At 73.5% G+C, this 25,330-nt stretch carries 11 protein-coding genes and 1 pseudogene; 2 read left to right on the top strand and 10 right to left on the bottom strand.

Annotated features, from left to right (window positions below; translation table 11 throughout):
- The 6 genes and pseudogenes from IE247_RS17185 to IE247_RS17210 all read right to left on the bottom strand — a co-directional run.
- Positions 1-243 (bottom strand): phosphopantetheine-binding protein (locus tag IE247_RS17185; protein ID WP_190124023.1); only part of this gene is annotated, 243 nt, incomplete at its 3' end.
- 406 nt (positions 244-649) lie between these two features.
- Positions 650-1,246: a GNAT family N-acetyltransferase gene (locus IE247_RS17190; RefSeq protein WP_190124024.1), complete on the bottom strand. Its 597-nt coding sequence runs from the start codon at positions 1,244-1,246 to the stop codon at positions 650-652.
- Positions 1,247-1,409: 163 nt separating this feature from the next.
- Positions 1,410-2,972 (bottom strand): alpha/beta fold hydrolase, encoded by a 1,563-nt coding sequence (locus IE247_RS17195; protein WP_190124025.1) that lies wholly within the window; start codon positions 2,970-2,972, stop codon positions 1,410-1,412.
- A 148-nt stretch (positions 2,973-3,120) separates the two neighbouring features.
- Positions 3,121-3,318, bottom strand: a complete 198-nt coding sequence (locus IE247_RS35020; protein ID WP_373305573.1) for a hypothetical protein — start codon at positions 3,316-3,318, stop codon at positions 3,121-3,123.
- 318 nt (positions 3,319-3,636) lie between these two features.
- Positions 3,637-4,269, bottom strand: a pseudogene (locus IE247_RS17205) (hypothetical protein); the annotation flags it as partial.
- Between the two features lie 38 nt (positions 4,270-4,307).
- A complete protein-coding gene (locus tag IE247_RS17210) occupies positions 4,308-4,931 on the bottom strand; it encodes a PadR family transcriptional regulator (RefSeq protein ID WP_190124026.1) in 624 nt (207 codons plus the stop codon).
- Positions 4,932-5,006: 75 nt separating this feature from the next.
- Here IE247_RS17210 and IE247_RS17215 point away from each other — a divergent pair, with 75 nt between their 5' ends.
- The gene (locus IE247_RS17215; RefSeq protein ID WP_190124027.1) at positions 5,007-5,684 is read left to right on the top strand and encodes a TetR/AcrR family transcriptional regulator; all 678 of its coding nucleotides are present in this window, start codon (positions 5,007-5,009) and stop codon (positions 5,682-5,684) included.
- Positions 5,685-5,751: 67 nt separating this feature from the next.
- Here IE247_RS17215 and IE247_RS17220 read toward each other — a convergent pair whose 3' ends face one another.
- A complete protein-coding gene (locus IE247_RS17220) occupies positions 5,752-6,681 on the bottom strand; it encodes a TauD/TfdA family dioxygenase (protein ID WP_190124028.1) in 930 nt (309 codons plus the stop codon).
- A 401-nt stretch (positions 6,682-7,082) separates the two neighbouring features.
- Here IE247_RS17220 and IE247_RS17225 point away from each other — a divergent pair, with 401 nt between their 5' ends.
- Complete coding sequence (locus IE247_RS17225) at positions 7,083-8,111, top strand: ABC transporter substrate-binding protein (RefSeq protein WP_190124029.1); 1,029 nt, start codon at positions 7,083-7,085, stop codon at positions 8,109-8,111.
- A 64-nt stretch (positions 8,112-8,175) separates the two neighbouring features.
- Here the strand turns inward: IE247_RS17225 and IE247_RS17230 are convergent, their stop codons facing one another.
- Genes IE247_RS17230 through IE247_RS17240 form a run of 3 tightly spaced genes read right to left on the bottom strand, consistent with a single transcriptional unit; the run spans position 8,176 to position 25,243 of the window.
- The gene (locus IE247_RS17230) at positions 8,176-15,759 is read right to left on the bottom strand and encodes a non-ribosomal peptide synthetase (RefSeq protein ID WP_190124030.1); all 7,584 of its coding nucleotides are present in this window, start codon (positions 15,757-15,759) and stop codon (positions 8,176-8,178) included.
- Positions 15,756-20,471, bottom strand: coding sequence for a non-ribosomal peptide synthetase (locus tag IE247_RS17235; RefSeq protein ID WP_190124031.1), 4,716 nt, complete (start codon positions 20,469-20,471; stop codon positions 15,756-15,758). The genes IE247_RS17230 and IE247_RS17235 overlap by 4 nt, the downstream gene beginning before the upstream one ends.
- Positions 20,468-25,243, bottom strand: a complete 4,776-nt coding sequence (locus IE247_RS17240) for a non-ribosomal peptide synthetase (RefSeq protein WP_190124032.1) — start codon at positions 25,241-25,243, stop codon at positions 20,468-20,470. The genes IE247_RS17235 and IE247_RS17240 overlap by 4 nt, the downstream gene beginning before the upstream one ends.
- Positions 25,244-25,330: the final 87 nt, after the last annotated feature.

A 25,330-nucleotide genomic window follows, 5' to 3' on the forward strand; every position in this document is an offset into this window, starting at 1 on the left:
CACACCCACATCCCGCGCCACCACCGCCAACCCACCCACCGACCCACACTGAAAAACCTCACGCCGGGTGAATTCAAGGCCCTCCTCCCGGGCGCGGCTCACCAGCTGAAGCGCAAGAATGCTGTCGCCCCCCAAATCGAAGAAACCGTCCTCGACACCCACCTCGGACAACCCCAGAACTTCGGCGAACAACGCACAGAGGATCTGCTCTCGCGAGATCCGAGGCTCTTGGTCATTCTTCATCGGGGAAGCCTTCCGTGCGCGGCCCGATGGGCGGGCTCATATATGGAGGGACATCAATGGGTGCGAGATCTTGAATGATCGGGCAATGAATCTGTCCGAGGGGATTTCAGATTGAAATTTACTGAGCATTTACGCTGCCGATGATTCACCTGTGGTAACGCTAGGGCTTAAGTCACAAGGCTGTAAACAGTCCTACCGGCTCAGATTCACGAGTACTCATCCGGTCGAGGGAGAAACGCGCCGCCGACCAATCCCTGATGTCCGGCATTTCCCAGGCCACGGGCCGGAAGGATATTGGCGCACACGGCCGCGCGCTCCCCCGATGGTGGGAGATCCGGGCAGGCTTCGCTCTCCGCCAGAAGTATCGAAAGCGGGTACTCACCCCCTGCGGGGGGGGCGGCGATTTTCAGGGACGCGGCTCGCGCCACATCGGCCACAGGGTCGGGCCGTCGGGGAGGGCGAGAGCGGGCTCTGTGGGTACGAAGCCGTGGCGCTGGTAGAGCGCGCGGCTGCTCGGGCTGGTCGCTTCCAGATAGGCCGGTGTGCCTTCGCGGTCGCAGCGTTCGAGGGCCTGCGCGAGCAGTGCCGTACCCCGGCCCCTGCCCTGCCGGGCCGGGTTCACAGCGATCAGCCAGAGGTACTCGTGAGCCCGGTCCGGGTGGATCTCGTCCATGAGTCTGTTGAGGGTCAGCACACGTTCATTGCCGGGGGCGCTCTCGGCGAAAGCCCTCGACAGGGTGTCGTCCTCCTCTTCCTCCGCCTCCTCGCCGTCCCGCGCGGGCAGCCACAGGGCAGTGCCGGAGCCATCCGCCAGGAGGTCGACCCGGCCCGCCCGGAGGACGATGTCGAGGAAGGCCGCCATCAGTCGGGGGTTGGCCGAGCGGCGATGCTCCGCGTCGGGGAACAGCCACCGGGTCACCGGATCGTTCTGGAAGGCCGCGTCAAGCAGCCGGATCACCGCGTCCCGGTCGCCCTCGCCCGCTCTCCGCAGCACCGTGCTCATCTACGGCCGCCTCTCCCGTACATACGTCCCGGCGTTCCTCTGCCATGGAAACCGCTGAAACCGCTGAAACCATTGAAACCCAGCAGAGGACCGCCCGGACGGATTTGCTCCGTTCGGGCGGTCCGATGTCAGGAAGAGGGCGGTCCCTGGGCGGGGCGTCCGGTCAGCGGGTGGGAAGGGGCAGTGGGATCGGCAGCTCCGCGGTTCCCGAGCGCTCCTTGGCCGGGGTCGGCCGGCAGGTCATGTCCTTCGCGGGGAAGGAGCCGTGGGTCAGATAGGCGGTGGTGGCGGTGTCCGCGCACTTGCTGAGGCCGGTGGTGTAGACGCCGTGGCCCTCGCCCTCGTCGACCAGGATCATGCGCGAGCCCTTCATGTCCTCGCGCAGACCGATCGCGTCGGGCAGCGGTGTCTGGGAGTCCCACTCGTTCTGCACGATCAGCGCGCGCACCTTGTTGTCGACCTTGGTGGTGGGCTCGGCGGTCTTGTCCCAGAAGGCGCAGGGCGAGATGTTTGAAGCGAAGTCGCCGAAGAGCGGATAGCGCGCCTTGTCGCGGATCGCGTCCTTGCGGTATGTCTCGGGGTTCCTCGGCCAGTTGGCGTCGCCGCAGGTGACGGTCCACAGGGCGGAGGCCGATCGGTCGTCCCAGCCGCCGGACTCGGGGAGGTCCGGGGTGGGCTTTCCGGCCGCTGCCTTCTTGAGGGTGACGACCAGCTCCGCCGCGGTGGCGGCCCTGAAGAAGGGGGCGCGCATCAGGCTGCGGATCTGATCGCCGTCGAGCGGGGTCCTGCCGACGACGACGGGCTCGCGCTCGGCCTGGGCGACGATGTCCCAGAAGGTCTTGCCGACCTTCGCCGGGGTGTCGCCGAGGCGGTACTCGGCCGAGCGCTCGGCGGTCCACTTCGTCCAGCGTTTGAAGGCCTTCTCCGCCTCCGGGGCCCAGAGCTGGAAGTCGTCGCGCCAGACGCGCTTGGGGTCGACCGCGCTGTCGAGGACGACCCGGTCGGTGTTCCGGGGGAAGAGCTGGGTGTAGACGGCCCCCAGATAGGTGCCGTACGAGTAACCCAGGTAGTTGATCTTCTTCTCGCCCAGGGCCTTCCGGATCATGTCCATGTCGCGGGCGGTGTTGCGGGTGGTGATGTGCCGGAGGGAGTCTTTGTGCTTGGCGCGGCACTTGTCGGCGAAGGCGCGGGACCTGGCGACGTCCTGGGCGAAGGTCTCCTTCTTGTAGGGGCGCTCCACCTCCCTCTCGTCGGGGGTCAGTCCGCAGGCGACGGGCGCGCTCTCGCCGATGCCCCGGGGGTCGAAGCCGATGAGGTCGTACCGGGCCTTGACGGAGGCGGGCAGGGAGGTCAGCGCCGAGGGGAAGTGGAGGCCCGAGCCGCCGGGGCCGCCGGGGTTGAAGAGCAGGACGCCCCGGCGCTGGGCGGGGTCGGTCGCTCTGATACGGGAGACGGCGATGCCGATTTTCCGGCCGTCGGGTTTCGCGTGGTTGAGCGGCACTGTGATCGTGGCGCACTGGAGGGACGCGGGCTTGTCGGCGGCGCACCGCTGCCATTTCGTCTTCGGCAGGGCCTGGGAGTGCTGGAGGTACGGGGAGTGCTGGGGGTTCGCGCCGGGGGCGGCGGCCGCCGGGGCGGTGGCGAGTGCCGGGGCGAGTGTCGCGATGACGCTCACCGCGAGCAGGGGTGCCACATGTCGTGCGTGCACGAAGGAGGGCCTTTCCATTCCGGGTTGAGGACATGTCGACCTTGTCGTGCGGTGCCGCCCCGGCGAATCATCCGTCCGGTCGGGCTTTGTCGATCTCCGGTCGCACGGCGAGCGTGGGGGGTCCTTCTGTGGTTGGAGAGAGTTCCGGCCAGGCAGGACGCCGGGGTCAGCGGCTGAACTCCTCGACGAGCCGGGCCAGGGCCGCGAAGGCGGGTTTGGGGGTGTAGTCGTCGGTGGTGAGTCCGAAGCGGTGGAACACTCCGGGCCGGGAGCTGTCGGCGTCGCGCAGTGCGAAGTGGGTGTATCCGCTCAGCCGCAGTGGGTGGGCCTGGGCCGCGACGACCCGTACGACGGTCTCGACCACTTCGGCCTGGCGGCTCGGCGTCCGGCCGGGGCCGGTGGGCCAGCCGTGTTCGGTGATGTGGAGCGGCAGCCCGCCCAGTCCGGCGGGGGTGAGGACCGTGTCCCGGTGGTGGCGCAGCAGTGCTTCGACGGCGGGGGCGAGGTCGGGTGGGGCTAGGGCCTGTCTGACGGATCAGGCTGGATCAGGGAGCGGGGTCTGGTGCCGTGGATCGCAAGGCGGAGGAGGGAGCCAATGTGGTGTATTGGCGACCGACGACAACGCGGCGAGGCGCGGTGCCAGGGCTCGCGAGCCCAGCAAGATCCGTCAGACAGGCCCTAGGGGCTGGAAGACGTCGGGGAAGAAGTCCAGGCCGATGTAGTCGAGGTCGTCGGTGAAGCCGGGGCCTCCGTGTTCGGTCAGTTCGGTGACGAAGGAGGCGGCCGGGCCGAAGAGGGGGGTGGTGTTGAAGCCGACGCGCAGATGGGTGTGGCCGAGTTCGCGCGCCCGTTCCTTGGCGGCGGACACTCCGTGGACGATGGCCTCCCTGACCGCCGGGTAGTGGCCGTCCAGGGTGGGCACGGAGGTGACATTGGGCTCTTCGGTCACTTGCAGGGTGTCGGTTACCGGGCCGTACAGCTCGACGAGTTCGCGCAGGAATCGGCGGTAGCCGTCGATGTCGCCGGTCGTGGACTGGTATTGGGCGACCAGGTCCAGGCGGCGGCCCCGGGCGGCGTACCGTTCCGCGGCGGCGGGGGTGGCGGTGGGGTGCGGTCCGCCGGGCGGGGTGGTGTCGTCGTAGCGGGTGTAGGCGCGTACCAGGAAGGGGCGGCCGGGGCGGCCCTGTAACCGGTCGAGTGCGGCGGTCACCCGGGCCGGGTCGTCGGGCGGTCCTTCGGCCAGGCCGCCGGTGTCGTCGCCGGCGACGCTTCCCGGGTAGACGCCGAAGAGCAGTCCTTCGGGGGGTTTCGGCATGGCGGTTTCCCTCTCTTCCGGGTCGCTTCCGGTTGGTCTCAGGCGCGGGCGGACGGCCTGTCCGCGTCCGGGGCAGTGGCGGTGGCGGTGGCGGTGGCGGGCCAGGTCAGTTCGCCGGTGCGGATGTCGTCGATGACGGCTTCGACCCAGGCCGTTTCGGCGCGGGCGAGGTGGAGTGCGTACTCGGCCTCGATGATGTGCAGCCGGGGCACGTTCGCGGCGAGCGCCTCGGTGCGGCGGCTCTCGTCGGCGGTGGTGCGCAGGCGCAGCCGCCGGGCGCGTTCCGTCAGGGCTTCGACGGCGGCGTCCGGTCCGAGGGCGCCGAGGTAGGCGACCGCTCCGAGGAAGCGGGAGAACTCCCACTCGGGGTTGCGGATCCGGCTGTCCAGCCGGTGTACGAGTTCGTCGTGGCCGGCCGGGGTGAGGGCGTACACGGTCCGCTCGGGGCGGTTGCCCTCGCGCTGCCGGCCCCGTGCGGTCACCCAGTCGGCTTCGGCGAGGGCGGCGACGGTGTTGTAGAGCGATCCCCGGTTGATGGCCGCCGCGTGGTTGTCGCTGCGGGTCCTCAGTTCGGCGAGCATCTGGTAGGGGTGTGCGGGGCCTTCCAGGAGGAGCCCGAGCACCGCGAGTACCAGCGGGTTGTCGAGAGCGCGGCGTGGCATGGTCGAACTCTAACAGTCTGAATAGACTATTTACGGTTCGCGCGCCGGTCCGACGACACGAACTAGGCTTGGCGGATGACGACCAAAGCGGTTGGCGCGGGGCGTGCGAGGGGACGGCCGCGGCTGGTGACGCGGAAGGTGATCATCGAGGCGGGGATCGCGCTGACCCTGGACGAGGTCACCATTCAGGGTGTCGCCGAGATACTGGGTGTCAGCCGGGTGGCCGTGTACCGGCATGTGCCGTCCCAGGACGCGCTGCGCCTGCTGGTGGCGGAGGGGATTCTGGAGCGCTGGAGCCCGCCCGAGACGGCCGAGGAGTCGGTCGAGGGCTTTCTGCTGGCGCTGGCGGTCTCCTTGCGGAAGCTGGTCTCCGACCATCCGGGGATCGCCGGGTATCTCTCCCGTCTCCAGCTCGGTTCGCGGGTGAGCATGGCCCGCTTCGAGCAGACGCATGTGCGTCTGGTCGATCTGGGGCTGGAGCCGTGGGAGGCGTCGTGGATGGCGTCCACGGTCGCTCAGCAGGCGATCGGGGTGACGGCGGTCTTCGGCTCGGAGGAGTCGCGCGTGCAGCGGGAGGAGGTTCTGGCCACGGCGGCGGCGGAGTTCTCCGTCTTCCCCATCAAGCATGTGCACGCACGCGAGTTGGGCGACGACGCGGTGTTCCGGTGGACGATGCGCGGACTCGTCCGGGGGTGTCTGGCCCAGTTGGCCGACGATGATCCGCGCCCGGTGTCGGACCGGCCCGCCGGGTGAGCCGAGCCCCCGGCGGGCGGGGCTCGGGGCCGGGGGCGGGCTCGGGGGCGGGGGCGAGGGCGGGGGTTCAGGCGTCGGAGGCCTCACCCATCGCCACGGCGATCTTGCGCGGTCCGGTGAAGGGCTCGCGGCCGTGCGAGGCGAGCATGTTGTCCACCACGAGCAGATCGTCGCGGCGGTAGTCGAAGCGGACCGAGGCCTGGCGGTAGCAGTCGCGCAGATGGTCGGTGACCTCGTCGGGGATCGGTTCGCCGTCGCCGTAGTAGGTGTTGTTCGGCAGGCCCTCCTCGCCGCAGATCTCCAGCAGCCCGTTGCGGGTGGGCGCGGGAAGGCTGCTGACGTGGAAGATCACGACGTGGTTGAACCAGACGGTGTCGCCCGTGACGGGGTGGCGGTGGACGGGTTCGCGCACCGCGCGGGTGCGCAGGCCGGACTTCCCGATCCACTGCGCCTCGATGCCGCCGGCCTCGCAGAGCCGCTCGACCTCCTCGCGGCTCTCGGTGTTGAACGCCTGCCACCAGCGGAGGCCGATGTCGTCGCGGTAGTTGCGCACCGCCATCCACTTGCGCCGGACGAACTCCTCGCGTACAGCGGGGTCGACGAGGTCGTAGACAGCCCGGGTGGAGGCCAGCGGAGTGGCCCCCTGGGTCAGCGGCGGCTCGACGCAGTGGAAGTAGAGCACCAGGGGCCAGCTCGCCTGGTAGGACATCTCGTTGTGGAGCGGTATCTCGGCCTTCGCCGGGTACTCGGTCGAGGTGTAGACCTTGCCCTTGATGACGCTGCGCGGGGACGACTGCTCGGTGTAGGTCAGCGGGGCGCCCGACAGCTCGCGCACCACGGCCTCGAAGCCGTCCACTCCGCCGACGTCGAATCCGCGCAGCAGCAGGGCGCCGTGCTGGTACAGCCGCTCCCTGAGGTTCGCGCGGTCGCGGCGGACGGCTTCGGAGGCGGGGCCCCCGTCGCCTTCGATGGTCAGGGGGAGCGTCGGGCCAGCCATCAAGGTGTTCTCCTGTCGCCTCGGTCCGGCCGCCGAAGCCTCGGCGCGCCTTCTTCAGACTCGTGTGCGGGAGGGACGGGACCGGCCGTGGGTACGGCGGCGCCGACGCCTCCGGAGTGCGCGGAATCCGGTCTCAACCCGGGCCCCGCCAAGCGAAGTTAGCCTAACCTAAGTCGACTCCCCCGAGGAAGCCGTTACTTTCTCGTTATCGCTCGTCAAAGCCCTCCTGTCACAGCGCTGTTGACCCTTCGTCAGTTTCAAAAGGGAACATACTCACCCGCTTTGCCAAGGTGAGGCTTACCTGACTATGGTGCGGGGTCTTCACTGTTCGTCGGCACCGGACGGGAACCAGGGCCGCCGCCCCACTCCACCACTCCATCACTCACAGACAGGGCCACGCCATGACCGGAACGACCGACCGCGAACGCTCGCTGAGCCGCCGGGGACTGCTCTCCCTGGGCGCGGTGCTCGGCTCGACCGCGCTGCTCGCCGCCTGCGGGAAGGACGAGACCAAGGCGTCAGCGAAGCCCTCCGGCGGCGCGAACGCCAAAACGTTCCCGGTCACGGTGCGGGACAAGTTCGGCACCGTGGAGATCCCCGAGGAGCCGAAGCGGGTGCTCTCGCTGGGCCGCACCGACCACGACGTACTGCTGGCGCTGGGCATCGTCCCGGTCGGCGTCTGGCAGTTCATCCCGACGATGAAGCGCGGCGTGGGCGTCTGGGCGGAGAAGGCGCTGGGATCCCAGACGCCGGCCTTCCTCAAGCCCCCGTACGACTACGAGCGCGTGGCCTCGCTCACCCCCGACCTCATCGTCAACGTCCAGTCCGGCGGCGACGCGACCGAGTACAAGACCCTCACCGACATCACCCGCACGGTGGGGCTGCCCGCGGGGGCCACGCCCAACGCCGTGCCGTGGCGGGAGTCCACCAAGACCATAGCCGCCGCCGTGGGGCGTACCGCGCGGGGCGACCGGCTCATCGCGGACACCGAGGCGCTGCTTCGGAGCACCGCCGAGGCCAACCCCGCGTTCGCCGGGAAGACCGTCTCAATCCTGCTCGCCTTCGGCGGGAAGATCGGTGTCTACACCGCCGGGGACACCCGGATGCAGCTCGTCACCGCGCTGGGTCTCAAGCCCTCGGCCTACGTCGAGAGCCTGGGCGACGAGAAGTACTTCGTCGAACTGTCGGCGGAGAAGGCCGGCGACGCGGACGCCGACGTCGTCATCCTGCTGAGCCAGCAGCAGATGCCGCTGAAGCAGACCCTCGCCCAGTATCCGCAGATCGGCGCGATGAAGGCCGCCCGTGAGAACCGGCTGGTCTTCCCCTCCGACCCGTCGGTGGGCCTGGCCCTGTCCAGCGCGTCCGTGCTGAGCATCCCCTACGCGGTGAAGGGGCTCGAACCGCTCCTCGCGAAGGCCCTGAAGAAGTAGCCCTCGCCGGAGCGCCCCGCCCGGAAGCCGGCCGGGCGGGGCGCTCCGGGGCGCTCCGGCGGGCTCACTTCGGCGGCAGCAGCCCCTGGGACTCGAAGAAGCGGAGATAGCCGGCCAGCAGCCCGGGACCGGGCGCGGGCCGCTCCAGACCGGAGCCCGCCAGCCCGGCGCGCAGCCGGTCGGTACGGAAGGGCTCGGGCGACCAGACGGCGGCCGGCCTCGGGGCCTGGCCGCGGAGCTGGGGCAGGAACGGGCCGACCGGATTGCCGGGGTCCGCCGCCAGGGCCTCCGCCCAGCGGGCAGGTTCCGCCAGTCCGACGGGCCGGCCGCAGGCGGCCATCCACTCCCCCAGCTCGGCCATGGTGATCGGCGGGGTGTCGGCGTGATGGAAGACTCCGCCCCGCGACTCGGGCCGCAGCGCGAGATGGACCATCCCCTGCGCCACCTGGTCCACCGGGGTCCACAGTTCGGCCGGGCCGTGGCTGGGCAGCAGGCCCACCCGCAGCGAGCCGACGAGGAGACGGCCGAGGAAGTCGTCGGCGGTCCACACCCCCGTCCTGCTGTGTCCGGTCACCCGGGCGAGCCGGTGCACGGTCGTCGGGACACCGAGCCGTCCGGCGGCCGCCACCAGCGCCTCGGCGGCGCGCTTGCTGAGCACATAGCCGTTGCCGGGGCCTTCGAGGTCCGGCAGCTCCTCCTCCTCGGGCCGGCTGGGCAGCCCGGTCTCCAGCCGGGGGATCACCGACAGCGTCGAGGTGTGGTGCAGCCGCTTGAGCCGTCCGGTCACCGAGAAGCGCACCATCTCGGCGGTGCCCAGGACATTGCCCCCGCGCAGTCCCGAGTAGCCCCGGAGCAGGCTGATCGAGGCGGCGTTGTGGAAGACGGTGTCGATCCGCCCGGCGAGCGCGCGGTGGACTGCTGCGCTCAGCCCGAGGCCGGGACTGGCCAGATCGCCCGCGATCGGTGTCACCCGGTCCGGCGAGGGGGCCTTCACCCCGAAGCGTTCCAGTGTCTCGCGCAGCCGCTCCCCGGCCCGCTCGTCGTCCTCGGCCCGGATCAGGCAGTGCACCCGGGCGTCGGTGCGCTCCAGGAGGGTTTCGAGGAGGAACGCCCCGACGAATCCGGTCGCTCCCGTGAGGAGGATCTCGGCCGGCCCGTCGGCGGGCGGGGCGTCCCCGGCGGGCAGCCTCAGGGACGGGTCGAGCCGGGCGTCCAGCGCCATCTCCGTCTGCGGGTCGGCCGTGGCCACGGCGTCACTCTCCTTCTCGTCCTCGTCGCGGCCGGACGTCCCGGCGGCGGTGGTGGTGATCACCGACGCGAGGGCGGCGACCGTGGGGCCGTCGAAGAAGGCCCTGGTGGCCAGCTCCGCCCCCAGTTCGGTACGGACCCGGGCGAGGAAGCGCGGCACCAGCAGGGAGTGGCCGCCGAGCGCGAAGAAGTCCTCGTGCGCGCCCACCCCTTCCAGGCCCAGCAGTTCGGCGAAGAGTTCCGCCAGCGCCTTCTGGAGGGGATCGGACGGCCGGTCGGCGACCGCCGGGCTCCGCCGGTCGGGCCGGGGCAGCGCCGCGCGGTCCAGCTTCCCGCTCCCGGTGACCGGCAGCGCGTCGAGGATCACCACGGCGGAGGGCACCATGGGCGCGGGCAGCACGGCCGCCAGCGCGGCCCGCAGCTCCTCCGGGTCCGGTGCGCTTCCGCGTACGGGCACCGCGTACGCCACCAGCCGGCGGCCGCCGGGCAGATCGTCGCGGACCGTCGCGGCGGCCGACACCACGTCGGGGTGGGCGGTCAGGGCGGCCTCGACCTCGCCGAGTTCGATCCGGAAGCCCCGGATCTTGACCTGGTCGTCGCTGCGGCCGATGAAGTCGATCCGGCCGTCCGGCCGCCATCGCACCACGTCGCCGGTGCGGTAGAGCCGCGCCCCGGGAGGGCCGAAGGGGTCGGCCACGAACCGCTGGGAGGTCAGCGCGGCGCGGCCCAGATAGCCTCGGGCCAGCCCCGCGCCGCCGAGGTACAGCTCGCCGGGGACCGAGGGCGGCACCGGGCGCAGCGCGGCGTCGAGGATGTGGGCGCGGGTGCCCGGGTCGGGGATGCCGATGGGCACCGATCCGGGTGCGGTGTCCGCGTACTCCAGCGGGTCGCACTCGCCGAGGGTGGAGTTGACGGTGGCCTCGGTCGGCCCGTAGGCGTTGAAGAGCCGTCGGCCGGTTCCCCAGCGGGTGACCAGCTGGGGTGATACGCGTTCGGTGCCGGCCAGCAGGACGGAGTTCTCGGGGAGTGTGCACTCGGGGGGCAGCGCCTCCAGCAGGGCCGGGGGCAGGATCATGAAGGTGGCTCCGTGCTCGACGGCGTACTCCGTCAGCTCGGGGCCCGCGATCCGCCGTTCGGCGGGGACCACGATCAGCCGGCCGCCGGAGCACAGGGCGAGGCACTGGTCCCAGAAGGCCACGTCGAAGGCGGGCGAGGCGAATTGGAGGACTCTGGTGTCCGGGCCGACGCCGAAGCGTTCCCGCTGGGTGGAGATGAGTCCGGCGACTCCGGCGTGGGTGAGCAGGACGCCCTTGGGGCGGCCGGTCGAGCCCGAGGTGTAGACGAGGTAGGCGGCGTTGTCGGGGGTGAGGGGCCCGCCGCGTTCGGCGTCGGTGAGCGGGGCGTCGCTCAGCCCGGCGGCGGCGGTGGCGGTGGCGGGGTCGTCGAGGCGGATCGTGTGTGCGGCCGGGTGGGCGTCGGGGAGGCCGGGTTCCAGGTCGGTGGCGGTGACGATGACGGCGGGTGCGGAGTCCGCGAGCATCAGGGCGATCCGCTCGGCGGGGTAGTCGATGTCCAGGGGGAGGTAGGCGCTGCCCGCCTTGACGACGGCGAGCTGGGCGACGACGGTGTCGATCGAGCGGGGCAGGGCGAGGGCGACGAGCCGCTCCGGGCCCGCGCCCCGGGCGAGCAGCAGCCGGGCGAGCCGGTTGGCGCGGGCGTCGAGTTCGGCGTAGGTGACCTCGTCGGTCTCCAGGACCACCGCCACCGCGTCGGGGCGCAGCCGGGCCTGTTCCTCGAAGGCGTCGACGAGGGTGACGGGCGGGTGGGTGGAGGGGGAGCCGCTCCAGGGGCCGAGGATGCGTGTCCGTTCGTCCGGGGAGAGGACGTCGATGCGGCTGAGCGGCCGTTCGGGGTCGGCGGCGGCTGTTTCGAGGACTCTGACGAGCCGTTCGGCCAGGGTCTGGACGGTGGGCGGGTCGAAGAGGTCGAGCCGGTAGTCGACGCGGCCGGTGACGCCGTCGGCCCCGGGGTGTTCGGTGAGGTCGAGGGCGAGGTCGAATTTGGCGGTGCGCAGTCCGGTGTCGTGCTGGGCCGCGGGCACGGACAGCAGGGTGGGGCGGGCGGGCGGGGCGACCTGGTGCGCCAGCATGACCTGGAAGAGGGGGTGGCGGGAGAGTGAGCGGGCCGGGTTGAGGAGGTCGACCAGGCGTTCGAAGGGGAGTTCCTGGTGGGCGTAGGCGGCGAGGTCGGTCTCTCTGACCCTGCGCAGGAGTTCGAGGAAGCCGGGGTCGCCGGAGGTGTCGGTGCGCAGGACGAGGGTGTTGGTGAAGGAGCCGACCAGGTCGGTGAGGGCTTCGTCGTCGCGGCCCGCGACGGGGGTGCCCAGGGGGATGTCGGTGCCGCCGCCGAGCCGGGTGAGCAGGGTGGCGAGCGCGGCCTGGAAGACCATGAACACGCTGGCGTCGCAGCGTTCGGCGAGGGCGCGCAGGGAGCGGTGGAGCGTGGGTGTGACGGTGAAGGGGACGGAGTCGGCCCGGTGGCTCGCGGTGGCCGGGCGGGGCCGGTCGGCGGGGAGGGGGAGTTCCTCGGGGAGGCCGGCCAGCGCGGTGGTCCAGTAGCTCTCCTGGCGGCGGCCCAGGCTCCGCGGGTCGTCCTCGTCGCCGAGGAGTTCGCGCTGCCACAGGGTGTGGTCGGCGTACTGGACGGGCAGTGGCCGCCAGGCGGGGGGCGCTCCGGCGCGGCGGGCGGTGTAGGCGGTGTCGAGGTCGCGCAGGAGCGGTCCCCGGGACCAGCCGTCGGCGGCGGTGTGGTGCACGAGCAGGACCAGGACGTGGTCGTCGGGGGCGAGGGTCAGCAGATGGGCGCGGAGGGGGGTGTCGCGGTCGAGGGCGAAGCGGTGGGCGGCGGCCGCGGCGAGAGCGCCGGGGAGTTCTTCGGGGGTGGTGTTCTCGGTGCGCAGTGCGGGGCGGGCCTCGGCCGGGGGCAGGACCCGCTGGCGGGGGACGCCGTCCTCGGCGGGGAGCACGGTGCGCAGGGCCTCGTGGCGGTCGGTGAGGTCGCCGAGGGCCGCGGTCAGCGCTTCGGGGTCGACGGGGCCGGTCAGCCGCCAGGCCCAGGGGATGTTGTAGGTGGTGCCCTCGGGGTCGAGGCTGTCCAGGAACCACATCCTCCGCTGGGCGAAGGAGAGCGGCACGGCCGCCGGGCGGACGGCGGGGCGCAGGGCCGGGCGGGCGGCGGGGCCGCCGTCCAGGAGGAGGGCGAGCCGGGCGGGGGTGGGGGCGTCGAACACGGCGCGCAGGGGCAGTTCGGCAGCGAGTTCGGTGCGGATCCGGCTGACCAGCCGGGTGGCGAGCAGGGAGTGGCCGCCAAGCCGGAAGAAGTGGTCGTCGGGGCCGGTGGCGGGCAGGCCGAGGACGTCGGCGAAGAGGGTGCAGAGCTGTTCTTCGCGGGGGGTGCGGGGGGTGCGGCCCGCCGGGTCGGGGCGGTGGCCGGGGGCGGGCAGGGCGCGGCGGTCGAGTTTGCCGCTGGGGGTGAGCGGCAGGGCGGGCAGTTCCACGAAGTCGGCGGGTACGAGGTGTTCGGGCAGGGTCCGGGCGGCGTGGGCGCGCAGGGCTTCGAGGTCCAGGGCGCCGGCTTCGGCGCCGGGCGCGGGTACGGCGTAGGCGACCAGGCGGGGGTCGCCGGGGCGGTCCTCGCGGGCGACGACGCAGACGCGGGCGGTGCCGGGGGCTCCGGTGAGGGCGGCCTCGGCCTCGCCGGGTTCGATCCGGAAGCCCCGGATCTTGATCTGGTCGTCGGTGCGTCCGATGAACTCCAGGACTCCGTCGGCGTCGGAGCGGACCAGGTCGCCGGTGCGGTACATCCGGGTGCCGGGCTCACCGAAGGGGTCGGCGACGAAGCGTTCGGCGGTGGCCCGCGCGCGGCCGAGGTAGCCGCGGGCCAGTTGGTCCCCTGCGAGGTGGAGTTCGCCGGTGACGCCGGGCGGCACCGGGCGCAGCGCGGGGTCGAGGACGTAGACGCGGGTGTTGTGCACGGGGCGGCCGATGGGCACGGTCGCGGCGGGCGGGGCGTCGGGGTGGTGGGCCCAGGCGGTGACGTCGACGGATGCCTCGGTGGGGCCGTAGAGGTTGTGGGGGTTGAGGCCCAGTACCCGGTGGCAGTGGTCGGCGGTCTCGCGGCGGAGGGCCTCGCCGCTGCACAGCAGGCGGCGCAGGGTGCCGCAGTGGGCCGCCGCCGGTTCCTGGAGGAAGGCGTCGAGCATGGAGGGGACGAAGTGGACGGTGGTGATGGCTTTGTCGCGGATGAGTGCGGCGAGGTAGGCGGGGTCCTTGTGGCCCTGGGGGCGGGCGAGGACCAGGGTCGCGCCGGTGACGAGGGGCCAGAGGAATTCCCAGACGGAGACGTCGAAGCTTGAGGGGGTTTTCTGGAGGACGCGGTCGTCCGGGCGGAGTTCGTACGCGTGCTGGGTCCAGCGGAGCCGGTTGACGATGCCCCGGTGGGGGACGGTGACGCCCTTGGGGCGGCCGGTGGAGCCCGAGGTGTAGATGATGTACGCCGGGTGGCGCGGGTCGAGGGGGGCGCCCAGCTCGGCGGGGAGGAGGTCGTGGCCCGGCTGGTCGTGGCCGGTGTCGGGGCCGACGGCGAGATGGGGGGTGGCCGGGTGTTCCGGGTGGGCCGCCGGGGCCTGGCCGGGCGGGGTGAGCAGGAGGGCGGGCCGGGCGTCGTCGAGCATGAGGGCGACGCGCTCGGGCGGGTAGTCGGGGTCGATGGGCAGATAGGCGGCTCCGGCCTTGTGCACGGCGAGGATCGCGGTGACGAGTTCGGCCGAGCGGGGCAGGGCGAGGGCGACGACGCGTTCGGGGCCGATGCCGAGCCCGGTCAGGACCCGGGCGAGCCGGTTGGCGCGCTCGTTGAGCTCGGCGTAGCTGAGGGCGCCGCCCTCGTGGACGAGGGCCTGGGCGTGCGGGGTGGCGGCGGCCTGGGCCTGGAACAGCTGGGGCAGGGTCTGTTCGGGCAGCGGGGCGCGCTCGCCGCGCCAGCCGTCCAGCAGCCGGGTGAGTTCGGCGGGGGCGAGGGCCTCGCAGCGGGCGGTGGGGAGGCCGGGGTCGGTGGCGAGCTGTTCGAGTACGCGCAGCAGCTGCTCGCCGAGGAGTGCGACGTGGTCGCGGTCGAAGGTGTCGGGCCGGTGGTCGAGGGTGAGGGTGAGGCCGCCGGGGGTGTCGCGGTCGGGGACGGCGGTGAGGGTGAGCGGGTAGTGGGTGGCGTCCTCGCCGTCGAGTCCGGTGACGCGGAGGCCGCCCGGGGTCTCGCCGGTGGTGGGGGGCGGGTAGTTCTCGACGATGGCGAGGGTGTCGAAGAGGTCGCCGGTGTCGGCGGTGTGGGCGGAGCGCTGGATCTCGGCGAGGCCCGGGTACTGGTGGCCGAGCAGTCGTGACTGTTCGTCCTGGAGGCGTTCAAGCAGGTCGCCGAGGGTTTCGGCGGGGTCGAGCCGGACGCGTACGGGGACGGTGTTGATGAAGAGTCCGACCATGTTCTCGACGCCGGGGATCTCGGGCGGGCGGCCGGAGACCGCGGTGCCGAAGACGACGTCGGTGCGGCCGGTGCGGCGGGCCAGCAGCAGGCCCCAGGCGGCCTGGACGAGCGTGCTGGTGGTCACTCCCCTGCTGCGGGCGAGGGTGTGCAGGGCGGTCGCGAGGCGGGGCGGGGTGGTGAGGTCGACGCGGTGCGGGAGGACCGGGGTGCGGGCGGGCGCGGGCCCGGCGAGCAGGGTGGGCTCCTCCAGTCCGGCGAGCGCCTCGTCCCAGGCGGCGGCGGTGGCCCGCCGGTCCTGGGCGGCGAGCCAGGCGAGGTAGTCGCGGTAGGGGGTGACGGCGGGCAGTGCCCGGGGGTCCTGGCCGCCGGCGTAGAGGGTGAGCAGTTCGCGCAGGACCAGGGGGGAGGACCAGCCGTCGAGCAGTACGTGGTGGAAGGTGAGGGCGAGCCGGAAGCGGTCGGCGCCCAGCCGGATCAGCGCCATGCGGAGCAGGGGCGGGGTGCGGACGTCGAAGCGGCGGACGCGCTCCTCGTCGGCCAGCCGGGCGAGGGCGGTGGGCTTCTCCCGTTCGTCGAGGCCGGAGAGGTCGTGCTCGGTCCAGGGGAGTTCCACGCGGCGGAGCACGACGGCCATCGGGCGGCCCTGGGCGTTGGTGCGGAAGGCGGACCGGAGGTTGGGGTGGCGCTCCAGCAGTGCCTGTCCGGCGCGGCGCAGGGCCGCGGGGTCCACGGGGCCGGCGAGTTCGACGCCGAGGCGGACGGTGTAGACGTCGGGGCCCTGTCCGTCGTCGAGCTGGGTGTGGAAGAGCATGCCCTCCTGGAGCGGGGTGAGGGGCAGGACGTCCTCGATGCGGGACTGCTGGCTCATGACGGCATCCTGTCGGTGTCGGGGTCCTCGAACTCTGCTTCCAGGGCGTCGATGTCGTCCTGGGAGAGGTCGATCAGGGACAGGTCCGAGGGGGTGCGGCCGCCCGCGCCCGGCAGGTCGGCGGTGTCGGCGAGGGCTTCGAGGACGGTGAACCAGGCGGTGGCGAGGGCGCGGGCCTGCTCCTCGGTGAGCAGGCTGGGGGCCCAGGTCCAGCGGGCGGTGAGGCGCGGTCCCGCCGGGGTGTCCCAGGTGGCGGCGTTGACCTCGACGGCGTGGCCGAGCGGCATGGCCGGGTCCGCGCCGCCGCCCACCGGTCCCCCGGCGGTGTCGCCCTCCTCGGGCGCGGCGAACCGGCCGAGGTAGTTGAAGCCCAGCAGCGGTTCGGGGAGGGCGGCGAGTGCCGGTGCGGTCTCGGGGTTGAGACGGCGGAGCAGGCCGTGTCCGAGTCCGTCGCCGGGGATGGCGCGCAGTTGCTCCTTGACGTCCTTGACCGCGCGTCCCAGGGCGGCGGGGTCGTCGAGGATCTGCTGGGGGGTGAGGGGTTCGGTGGTGAGCCGTACGGGGTGCACGGCGGTGAACCAGCCGACGGTGCGGGAGAGGTCCGTGCCGGGGAAGAGGTGTTCGTGGCGGCCGTGGCTCTCGACGTCGACGACGGCGGGCCGGCCGCCCTGGGGCCATTGGGCGAGGGCGAGCGCGAGCGCGGCGAGGAGGATGTCCTGGACGCCCGCGTGGAAGAGGGCGGGGACGCGGCCGAGCAGGGGTTCGGTGCGGTGGGCGGGCAGCTGGAGTTCGAGGCGTCCGGCGGTGCCCTGGGTGTCGTGCGCGGGGTCGGGGCGGCGGCCCCGGAGCAGCGGTCCGGGGTCGGTGAGGATGTCGGTCCACAGCGGGAGTTCGGCGGTGCGCCGGGGGTGGCGGGCCTCTTCGCCGAGGAGCTGGGCCCAGCGGCGCGGCGAGGTGGTCACGGCGGGCAGTTCCGGCGCGGCGCCCCGGGCGGCGGCTTCGAGGGCGGCGGTGAGGTCGGGGAGCAGGATCCGCCAGGAGACGCCGTCGACGGCGAGGTGGTGCAGGACGAGCAGGAGGAGTCCGGGGCGGCCCGGGCCCGCGTCGAGCCAGTCGGCGGCGAGGATGTGCCCGGTGCCGGGGGCGAGGCGGGCGCGGGCCGCCCCGGCGCGGTCGCGGGCGCTCTCGTACAGCTGTCGTGGGCTCTGTCCGGCGCACTCCACCCGGTGGGTCAGGGGTGCGGCGGGCACGGTGGCGGCGGGCCGGACCCGCAGGGTCCAGGGGCCTTCGGCGCCTTCGGGGTGTTCTACGGTCAGGCGCAGCGCGTCGTGGTGGTCGATGAGGGCCTGGAGGGCGGTGGTGAGCTGCTCCTCGGTGGTGCCGGGCGGGACGGGGAGGGTGGCGGACTGGGAGAGTCCGTCGGTGGGGCCCTGGACGCTCCGGAGCCAGGCGGTGATGGGGGTGGGGCCGATCTCCCCGGTGCCCTCGTCCTCGGCGGGGGCCTCGGCCGGGCGGGCTGTCTGTTCGGCGGCACGGGCCAGGGCGGCCGGTGTGCGGTGGGTGAAGACGTCGCGGGGGGTGAGGGGGAGACCGGCGGCGCGGGCCCGGGAGACCAGGCCGATGGCGAGGATGCTGTCGCCGCCGAGTTCGAAGAAGGAGTCGTCGGGGCCGGCCCGGTCCAGCCGCAGGAGCTGGGCGAAAAGTTCGCACAGGGTGGTCTCGGCGGGTCCGGCGGGCGGGCGGGCCCCGGCGGTGCCCGCGGTGTCGGGGGCGGGCAGGGCCCGGTGGTCGACCTTGCCGTGGGGGGTGAGCGGGAGAGCGGGCAGGACGGTGAAGGAGGCGGGCACCATGTGCGGGGGCAGCCGGTCGGCGGTGTGGGCGCGCAGTTCGGCGGCGGTGGGCGGCGGGGTTGTGGCGGTGGCCGCGTAGGCGAGGAGACGGGTGCCGCCGGGGCCGTCGGAGCGGGCGAGCACCACACAGCGGGAGACCCCGGGGTGAGCGGCGACGGCGGCCTCGACCTCGCCGGGTTCGATCCGGAAGCCCCGGATCTTGACCTGGTCGTCGGCGCGGCCCGCGAATTCCAGGGTGCCGTCGGCGGCGCGCCGGGCGAGGTCGCCGGTGCGGTAGAGGCGTTCGCCGGGGGTGAAGGGGCTGGCGACGAAGCGGGCGGCGGTCAGCGCGGGCAGTCCCAGATAGCCGCGGGCGAGCTGGGGGCCGCCGATGTACAGCTCGCCGATGACGCCGGGCGGGGCGAGGTCCAGTTCGGGGGTGAGGAGATGGATCGTCAGCCCCGGCAGGGCGTGTCCGATGGGGCTGGTGGCGGTGGCGGTCATGGCGGGGGTCAGCGGCTGCTGGGTGGCGTGCACGGTGGTCTCGGTGATGCCGTACATGTTGATCAGACGGGGGCCGCCGGCCGGGTGGTCGGCGTACCAGTCGGCGAGGCGGGGCGGTTGCAGGGCCTCGCCGCCGAAGACGACGGCGCGCAGGGTGGCGGTGGGGGCGCCGCGTTCGCGTACGGCGGCGGCGAGCTGGTGGAAGGCGGACGGCGTCTGGTTGAGGACGGTGACCCGCTGCTCGTCGAGGAGGGCGAGGAACTCCTCGGGAGAGCGGCTGGTCGCGGTGGGGACGACCACGAGCCGCCCGCCGTGCAGCAGCGGGCCCCAGATCTCCCAGACGGAGAAGTCGAAGGCGTACGAGTGGAAGAGGGTCCAGACGTCGTCGGGGCCGGGCTCGATCAGGGCGGCGGTGGCGGCGAAGAGCCGGACGACGTTGCGGTGCGGGATCAGGACGCCCTTGGGGGTGCCGGTGGACCCGGAGGTGTAGATGGCGTAGGCCGGATGGTCCGGGTGGAGGGGGGTACGGCGGTCGGCGTCGGCCGGGTCCGTGTCCGGCCGCCGGGCGAGGTCGGCGAGGGTCGCCGGGTCGTCCAGCCGGAGCGCGGGCAGGGCGCTCCCGGCGGCGAGGGTGTCGAGGGTCGCGGCGGCGGGGGTGTCGCGGACCGTGAGCAGGGCGGCGGGGCGCGCGTCGGTGAGCAGCAGCCGGATGCGGTCGCCGGGGTACTCGGGGTCGACGGGGAGATAGCCGGCTCCGGTCTTCAGGACCGCGAGCACGGCGACGACCAGCTCCGGGGAGCGGGGCAGGGCGAGGGCGACCAGCTTTTCGGGGCCCGCGCCGAGGGCGATCAGCCGGTGGGCCAGCCGGTTGGCCCGGGTGTTCAGCTCGCGGTACGTGAGGCGGTCCCCGCCGTGGACGACGGCGACCCGGTCGGGGGTGCGGGCGGCCTGCTCCTCGAAGAGCGCGGGCAGGGTCGCGCCGGAGGCCGGTACCGAAGCGGCGGCGGGGGCGGGGGCCAGCAGGGCGCGGCGTTCGCCGGGGGTGAGGACGTCGACCCGTGCGGTGCGGACCCCGGGGTCGTCGGCGATGGCCCTGAGTATCCGCTGGAAGCGGTCCAGGAGGGTGCGCGCCCCCGGCCCGTCGTAGACGTCGGGCCGGTGTTTGAGGGTGAGCCCCAGTCCGGTGGGGCCGGATCCGCCGGGGCCGGGCTCGACCATGAGGGTGAGCGGGTAGTGGGTGGCGATGGGCCGGGTGGTGGAGACGGCGGTGAGGCCCGCGCCGCGCTGGGCGGCGGTGATGGCGTCGGCGTCGAAGGGGAAGGACTCGAAGACGGTCAGGGTGTCGAAGAGTTCGCCCGCGCCGACCGTGCGCTGGAGCTCGGCGAGCCCGATGTGCTGGTGGTCGACGAGGGCGGCCTGCTCGGCCTGGACGCGGGTGAGCAGCTGGGAGACGGTCTCGGCGGGGTCGATTCGTACGCGTACCGGCAGGGTGTTGATGAGCAGTCCGACGATGGACTCGACGCCGGGGAGCAGCGGGGAGCGGCCGGAGACGGTGGCGCCGAAGAGCACGTCGCGGCGGCCGGTCAGCCGGTTGAGGAGGAGGCCCCAGCCGGTCTGGACCACGGTGTTGAGGGTGATGCCGTGGCTCCGGGCGAGCGCGGTGAGCCGGTCGGTGAGTTCGCCGGACAGCCGTGCGGTGACCTGTCCGGGCAGTCGGGGGCTCTCGGCGAGGTCGCCGGGGGCGACCAGGGTGGGTTCCTCGACTCCGTCGAGCGCGGTGCGCCAGGCGGTGAGGGCCGCTTCGCGGTCCTGTCGGGCGAGCCAGGCCAGGAAGTCGCGGTGGGGCCGGGCGGCGGGCAGGCCGGAGGGGTCGCCGTCGGCCGCGTAGAGGGCGAAGAGGTCGCGCATCAGCAGCGGGGTGGACCAGCCGTCGAGCGCGATGTGGTGGTTGGTCATCACCAGCCGGTGGTGTTCCGGTCCGGTGGTGATGGTCAGGAAGCGGATCAGCGGCGGCTGTTCCAGGTCGAAGCGGCGGATCCGGTCGGCCTCGACCAGCCGGGTCAGCTCGGCGGCGCGGGCGGTCTCGTCCAGATGGGTCAGATCGGTGTGGAGCCAGGGGACGGTGACCTCGCGGAGCACCACTTGCACCGGGGAGGAGCCGGTGTCGCGGACGAAGCCGGAGCGGAGCGTGGGGTGCCGGCGGACCAGCGCCTCGGCGGCGCGGCGCAGCCGGCCGGGGTCGAGCGGTCCGGTCAGGTCGACGAGGAGCTGGGCGGTGTAGACGTCGATGCCGGTCTCGTCGTAGACGGAGTGGAAGAGCAGCCCCTCCTGGAGCGGGCTCAGGGGAAGGACGTCCTCGATCGGGGATCGGGTGCTCATGCGGTGCGCCACCTCGATTCCAGGGCGTCGAGCTGACTCTGGTCCAGGGAGACCAGGGAGAGGTCGGAGGGGGTGCGGCCGCCCGCGTCGGGCCGCCGCGCGTGGGTGGTGAGGGCGGTGAGGGCGCGCCGCCACCAGTCGGCCAGGGCGGTGGTCTCCCCGGCGGTGAGGACACCGGTGGGGAAGGTCCAGTGGGCGGTGAGCCTCGGGCCCTCGGGGCCGTCCTCGGTGAGGGCGTTGACGACGACGGCGACGGGGGCGGGCATGCCGGGGTCGGAGGCGGCGGTGAGGCCGCCCGCGCCCAGGGTCCAGTCCTGGCCCTTCTCGCGGGCCGAGGTGTCGAAGCGGCCGAGGTAGTTGAAGCCGATCTGGGGTTCGGGGTGGGCGGCGAGAGTCTCGGCCGCGGCGTCGTTGAGGTGGCGCAGCAGTCCGTATCCGAGGCCCCGGTCGGGGAGTGAGCGCAGGTGTTCCTTGATGCGTTTGACGGCGGTCCCGGCGGCGGGTCCGCCGTCGAGCGCTTCGTCGAGGTCGAGCCCGGCGGTGTCCAGCCGGACCGGGTACTGGCTGGTGAACCAGCCGACGGTACGGGTGAGGTCGGCCCCGGGGACGACGCTCTGCTCGCGGCCGTGTCCCTCCAGGGTGACGACAGTGGTGGGCTCGTCGACGCCCCTCTCGCGCCGCCAGGCGGCGACGGCGAGGCCGAGCGCGGTGAGCAGGATGTCCTCGACGCCCGCGAAGTAGGCGGCGGGCACGGTGGTCAGCAGCGCGCCGGTGGTCTCGGGGGGCACGGTGACGGTGACGGTGTCCACGGTGGACCACAGGTCGCGGGCCGGGTCGGGCCTGCGGGCGCCGAGCACCGGGTCGGGGCCGTCCAGTACGGCCCGCCAGGTCTCCAGCCGGGCGGTGCGGTCGGGGTGGTTCGCCGCTTCGGCGAGTCCGTCGGTCCACTGGCGCAGGGTGGTGCGTACCTCCGGCAGCCGGGGCCGCTCGCCCGCGCGGACGGCGCGCCAGGCGGTGGCGAGGTCTTCGGTGATGATCCGCCAGGAGACGCCGTCGACGGCGAGATGGTGGACGAGGAGGCGGAGCTGTCCGCCGGCCGGGCCGCCGTCGAGCCAGAGGGCCTGGACCATGGTTCCCGCGCCGGGGTCGAGGCGGCCGAGTGCGGCGGTGTGCTCCCGGTCGGTGAGCGCGGTGCGCTCGGCGTCGGTGAGGCCCTCGGTGGCGACACGGCGCAGCAGGGGCTCCGCGGGTACGGAGCCGGGGGCCGGGGCGGTGAGGAGCGGGCCGGGTTCGAGGCGGGAGCGCAGGGCTCCGTGGTGGTCGAGCAGGGCTTGGAGTACGGCGGTCAGCTCGTTTGCCGTGAGGTCGCCGGGTACGTCGAGCAGTGCGGACATGTGGTGGCGGGGCAGCAGTCCGCCGGGGCGGGCGGCGAAGGCGCGCATGACGGGGGTGGGCCGGGCGGTGCCCGTGCCGTCGTCCGCCGGTGCGGCGGCGGGCTCTTCCGTACCGCCGGGCCCGTCGGCGTCGGTTGCGGCGACCGCGGCGGCCAGGGCGGCGGGGGTGCGGTGGGCGAAGACGTCGCCGGGCGAGAGGGCGAGGCCTGCCGCGCGGGCGCGGCTGACCAGGGAGATGCTGACGATGCTGTCGCCGCCGAGTTCGAAGAACGAGTCGTCGACGCCGACGTTCTCGACGCCGAGGAGTTCGGCGAAGAGGGCGCACAGGGTGCGTTCGGCCTCGGTGCCCGGTTCGCGGACGGGTGCGGCGCTGGTGAAGTCGGGTACGGGCAGGGCGCGGCGGTCGGTCTTGCCCGAGGGGGAGAGCGGGAGCGCGTCGAGCAGCACGGTGGCGGCGGGGACGGAGTGTTCGGGGAGCCGGGCGGCGAGATGGTCGCGGAGTGCGGCGACGTCGAGGGAGCCGGGCGTGTCCGGGACGGCGTAGGCGGCGAGATAGGCCCCGCCGGGGCCGTCGTGGTGGGCGGCGACGGCGGCCCGGGCGACGCCGGGGAAGGCGGCGACGGCGGCCTCGACCTCGCCGAGTTCGACGCGGAAGCCCCGGATCTTGACCTGGTCGTCGGTGCGGCCGACGAAGTCCAGGGTGCCGTCGGGACGGCGGCGTACCAGGTCGCCGGTGCGGTAGAGCCGGGCGGCGGGTTCGCCGAAGGGGTCGGCGACGAAGCGGGCGGCGGTGAGGGCGGGGCGGCCGAGATAGCCGCGGGCGAGCTGGCGTCCGCCGACGTACAGCTCGCCGATGACGCCGTCGGGGACCGGGCGCAGGGCGGTGTCGAGGACATGGGCGGAGGTGTGGGGCACCGGGCGGCCGACGGGGACCGGTCCTGGCGGGGTGTCGTGGGCGGTGCCGAGGCTGTGGATGAGGCAGCCGACGGTGGTCTCGGTCGGTCCGTACTCGTTGATGACCTCGACGGTTCCGTCGGCCGGGGGACGCCAGCCGGCGAGGGCCTCGCCGCGCAGCGCCTCGCCCGCGATGACGAGGGTGCGCTCCCCCGTCTCGGAGAAGCGGACGGCGGGGAGCAGCGGGAGATGGCTGGGGGTGATCTTGATGAAGCTGGCCCGGCCGGCGGCGGCGGTCAGGCCGTCGAGGGTGTCCTCGCAGAGTTCGAGGACGCCGCCCTGGAGCAGTGGCCCGTACATCGGGGTCACCGAGAAGTCGAAGGAGACGGAGGAGTGCATCAGGGTGTGTCCGGCCAGTCCGGTGAACATGCGTCCGGCCCAGTCGAGATGGGCGGCGAGCGCGCGGTGGGCGACGACGACGCCCTTGGGGGTGCCGGTGGATCCGGAGGTGTAGATGACGTACGCCGGGTGGTCCGGGTCGAGGGGGGCGGTCCGCTCGGCGTCGGTGAGGTCGTCGTCGCGGTGTCCGGCGAGGAGGGCGACGGTCTCCGGGGCGTCCAGCGGCAGCCGGTCGGGGCCCGCGTCGCGGGGCAGCCAGGAGTCGGCGGGGACCGTGGTGATCAGCAGCGCGGGCGCGGGGTCGGTGAGCATGAAGCGGACCCGGTCCGGCGGATAGCCGGGGTCGACGGGCACATAGGCCGCGCCCGCCTTGAGGACGGCCAGCGCGGCGACGACGGTGTCGTGCGAGCGGGGGACGGCGAGCGCCACCAGGTCCTCCGGGCCGATGCCCAGGCCGGTGAGGTGCCGGGCGAGCCGGTTGGCGCGGGCGTTCAGCTCGGCGTAGCCGAGTGCGCCGGCCGGGGAGAGCAGGGCGGTGGCGTCCGGGGTGCGCCGCACCTGGGCCTGGAAGAGTTCCGGCAGCAGCGCGTCGGGCAGTTCGGGGGTGGGGCCGGCCGCCGCCGCGGCGATCTTGGCGTGTTCCCGGGGGGTGAGCAGTTCCAGGGCGCTGATGGGGGTGTCGGGGCTCTCCAGCGCGGCGTTGAGCAGGGTGTCGAGGTGGTGGAGGAGTCCGCGCGCCATGGCGGCGGCCCCGTCGTCGGCCCAGTGGTTGGCCTCGACGCCCACCTCGTCGCCGAGGAGTTCGGCGGCGAGGGTCAGATCGAAGCGGGCGCTGCCGTTGTAGAGATGGTGGCGGGCAGCGGTGAGCCCGGCGGCGGTGAAGGGGTCGAGCACGGTGCTGCGGAGGGAGAGGACCAGGTTGAACAGGCCCTGTTCGCCCCGGCGGCGCTGGGGGTCGACTTCCCTGGTGATGTGTTCGAGTTCGATGTCCTGGTTCTCGTACGCGGCGACGCAGCGGGCGCGGGCCTTGGCGACGAGGTGCGTGAAGGTGTCGCCGGGCCGGACGTCGGCGCGCAGGGCGAGGGTGTTGCCGAGGTAGCCGACGACTTCCTCGGCGCGGGGGAAGTCGCGGTTGACGACGGGCGCGCCGATGAGGAAGTCCTGTGCCCCGGTGTAGCGGTGGACGAGGGCGTTGACCGCGGCGAGGAGCACCATGAAGGGGGACGCGCCCTCGGCGCGGGCGAACTCGCGCAGCCGGCGGCCGGTGCCCGGCCGGAGCCGGTGGGCCTGGTCGTCGCCGGGGCGTCCGGTGCCGCCGCTGCCGCCGCTGAGGCGGGGCAGGTCGATGGGGGCGGGCGGGGCGGCGAGGGTCTCGCGCCAGTGGGCCAGGCCCTCGGGCCGGGGTTCGGCGGGCCGGTCGGGGGCGGCGGCCTCGGCGAACTGGAGGGCGGGGCCGCGCACCGGCTCCGCGCCCGTGAGGAGGCCGGTGTAGTTCTCCATCAGTTCGCCGAAGAAGACGGCGGAGGTGCTGTCGTCCCAGGCGATGTGGTGGGCGACCAGGACCAGGACGCTGGTGTGTTCGCCGGTGCGGATGAGCCGCAGCAGCAGCGGGGGGCGGCCGCTCAGGTCGAAGACGTGCTCGGCGGCGGCGCGGGCGGAGTGCCGGGCTCGCTCGGCGGCCTCGGGTTCGGCGTACTCGCGCAGGTCCACGATGTCGAAGGGGACGGCGAGTTCGGCGTGGACCCGCTGGACGGGGGTGCTGTCGGGGCCCGTGTGGTAGGTGGTGCGCAGGATGTCGTGCCGGCGGGTGAGCCGGACGAGGGCCTCGCCGAGGACGGGTCCTTCCAGCGGTCCCTGGAGGTCCAGGGCGATCAGGACGTTGTAGGCGGTGCTCTCGGGGTGCAGCTGCTGGATCGACCACATGCGGCGCTGGCCGGGTGAGAGGGGCAGGTCCCCCTGGGGCGCCGCGGGGGCGGGCTGCGGGGTGGGGTCCGCGGTGAGGTTCTCGCGGGCCTTGGCCAGGCGCAGCAGTTCGCGCCGGCGCTCGGCCGCGCCTGGTTCCGTCCGGGCACCGTCAGTTGTCACGGGGGTTCGCCTTCCATGGGCACGGGTCTGGCTGTCAGCGGGTCCGGCGTGGTGAGTCGGCGTACGTGTCTGCGTACGAGTCGGCGC

It is taken from the genome of Streptomyces inusitatus, from assembly GCF_014651115.1.
Classification (GTDB): Bacteria; Actinomycetota; Actinomycetes; order Streptomycetales; family Streptomycetaceae; genus Streptomyces; species Streptomyces amakusaensis.

Bases quoted from the DNA above. Each gene is read 5' to 3' on its own strand.
- IE247_RS17190 (WP_190124024.1), bottom strand. From the start codon at position 1,246: ATGAGCACGGTGCTGCGGAGAGCGGGCGAGGGCGACCGGGACGCGGTG.
- IE247_RS17195 (WP_190124025.1), bottom strand. From the start codon at position 2,972: ATGGAAAGGCCCTCCTTCGTGCACGCACGACATGTGGCACCCCTGCTC.
- IE247_RS17210 (WP_190124026.1), bottom strand. From the start codon at position 4,931: ATGCCACGCCGCGCTCTCGACAACCCGCTGGTACTCGCGGTGCTCGGG.
- IE247_RS17215 (WP_190124027.1), top strand. From the start codon at position 5,007: ATGACGACCAAAGCGGTTGGCGCGGGGCGTGCGAGGGGACGGCCGCGG.
- IE247_RS17220 (WP_190124028.1), bottom strand. From the start codon at position 6,681: ATGGCTGGCCCGACGCTCCCCCTGACCATCGAAGGCGACGGGGGCCCC.
- IE247_RS17225 (WP_190124029.1), top strand. From the start codon at position 7,083: ATGACCGGAACGACCGACCGCGAACGCTCGCTGAGCCGCCGGGGACTG.
- IE247_RS17230 (WP_190124030.1), bottom strand. From the start codon at position 15,759: ATGAGCCAGCAGTCCCGCATCGAGGACGTCCTGCCCCTCACCCCGCTC.
- IE247_RS17235 (WP_190124031.1), bottom strand. From the start codon at position 20,471: ATGAGCACCCGATCCCCGATCGAGGACGTCCTTCCCCTGAGCCCGCTC.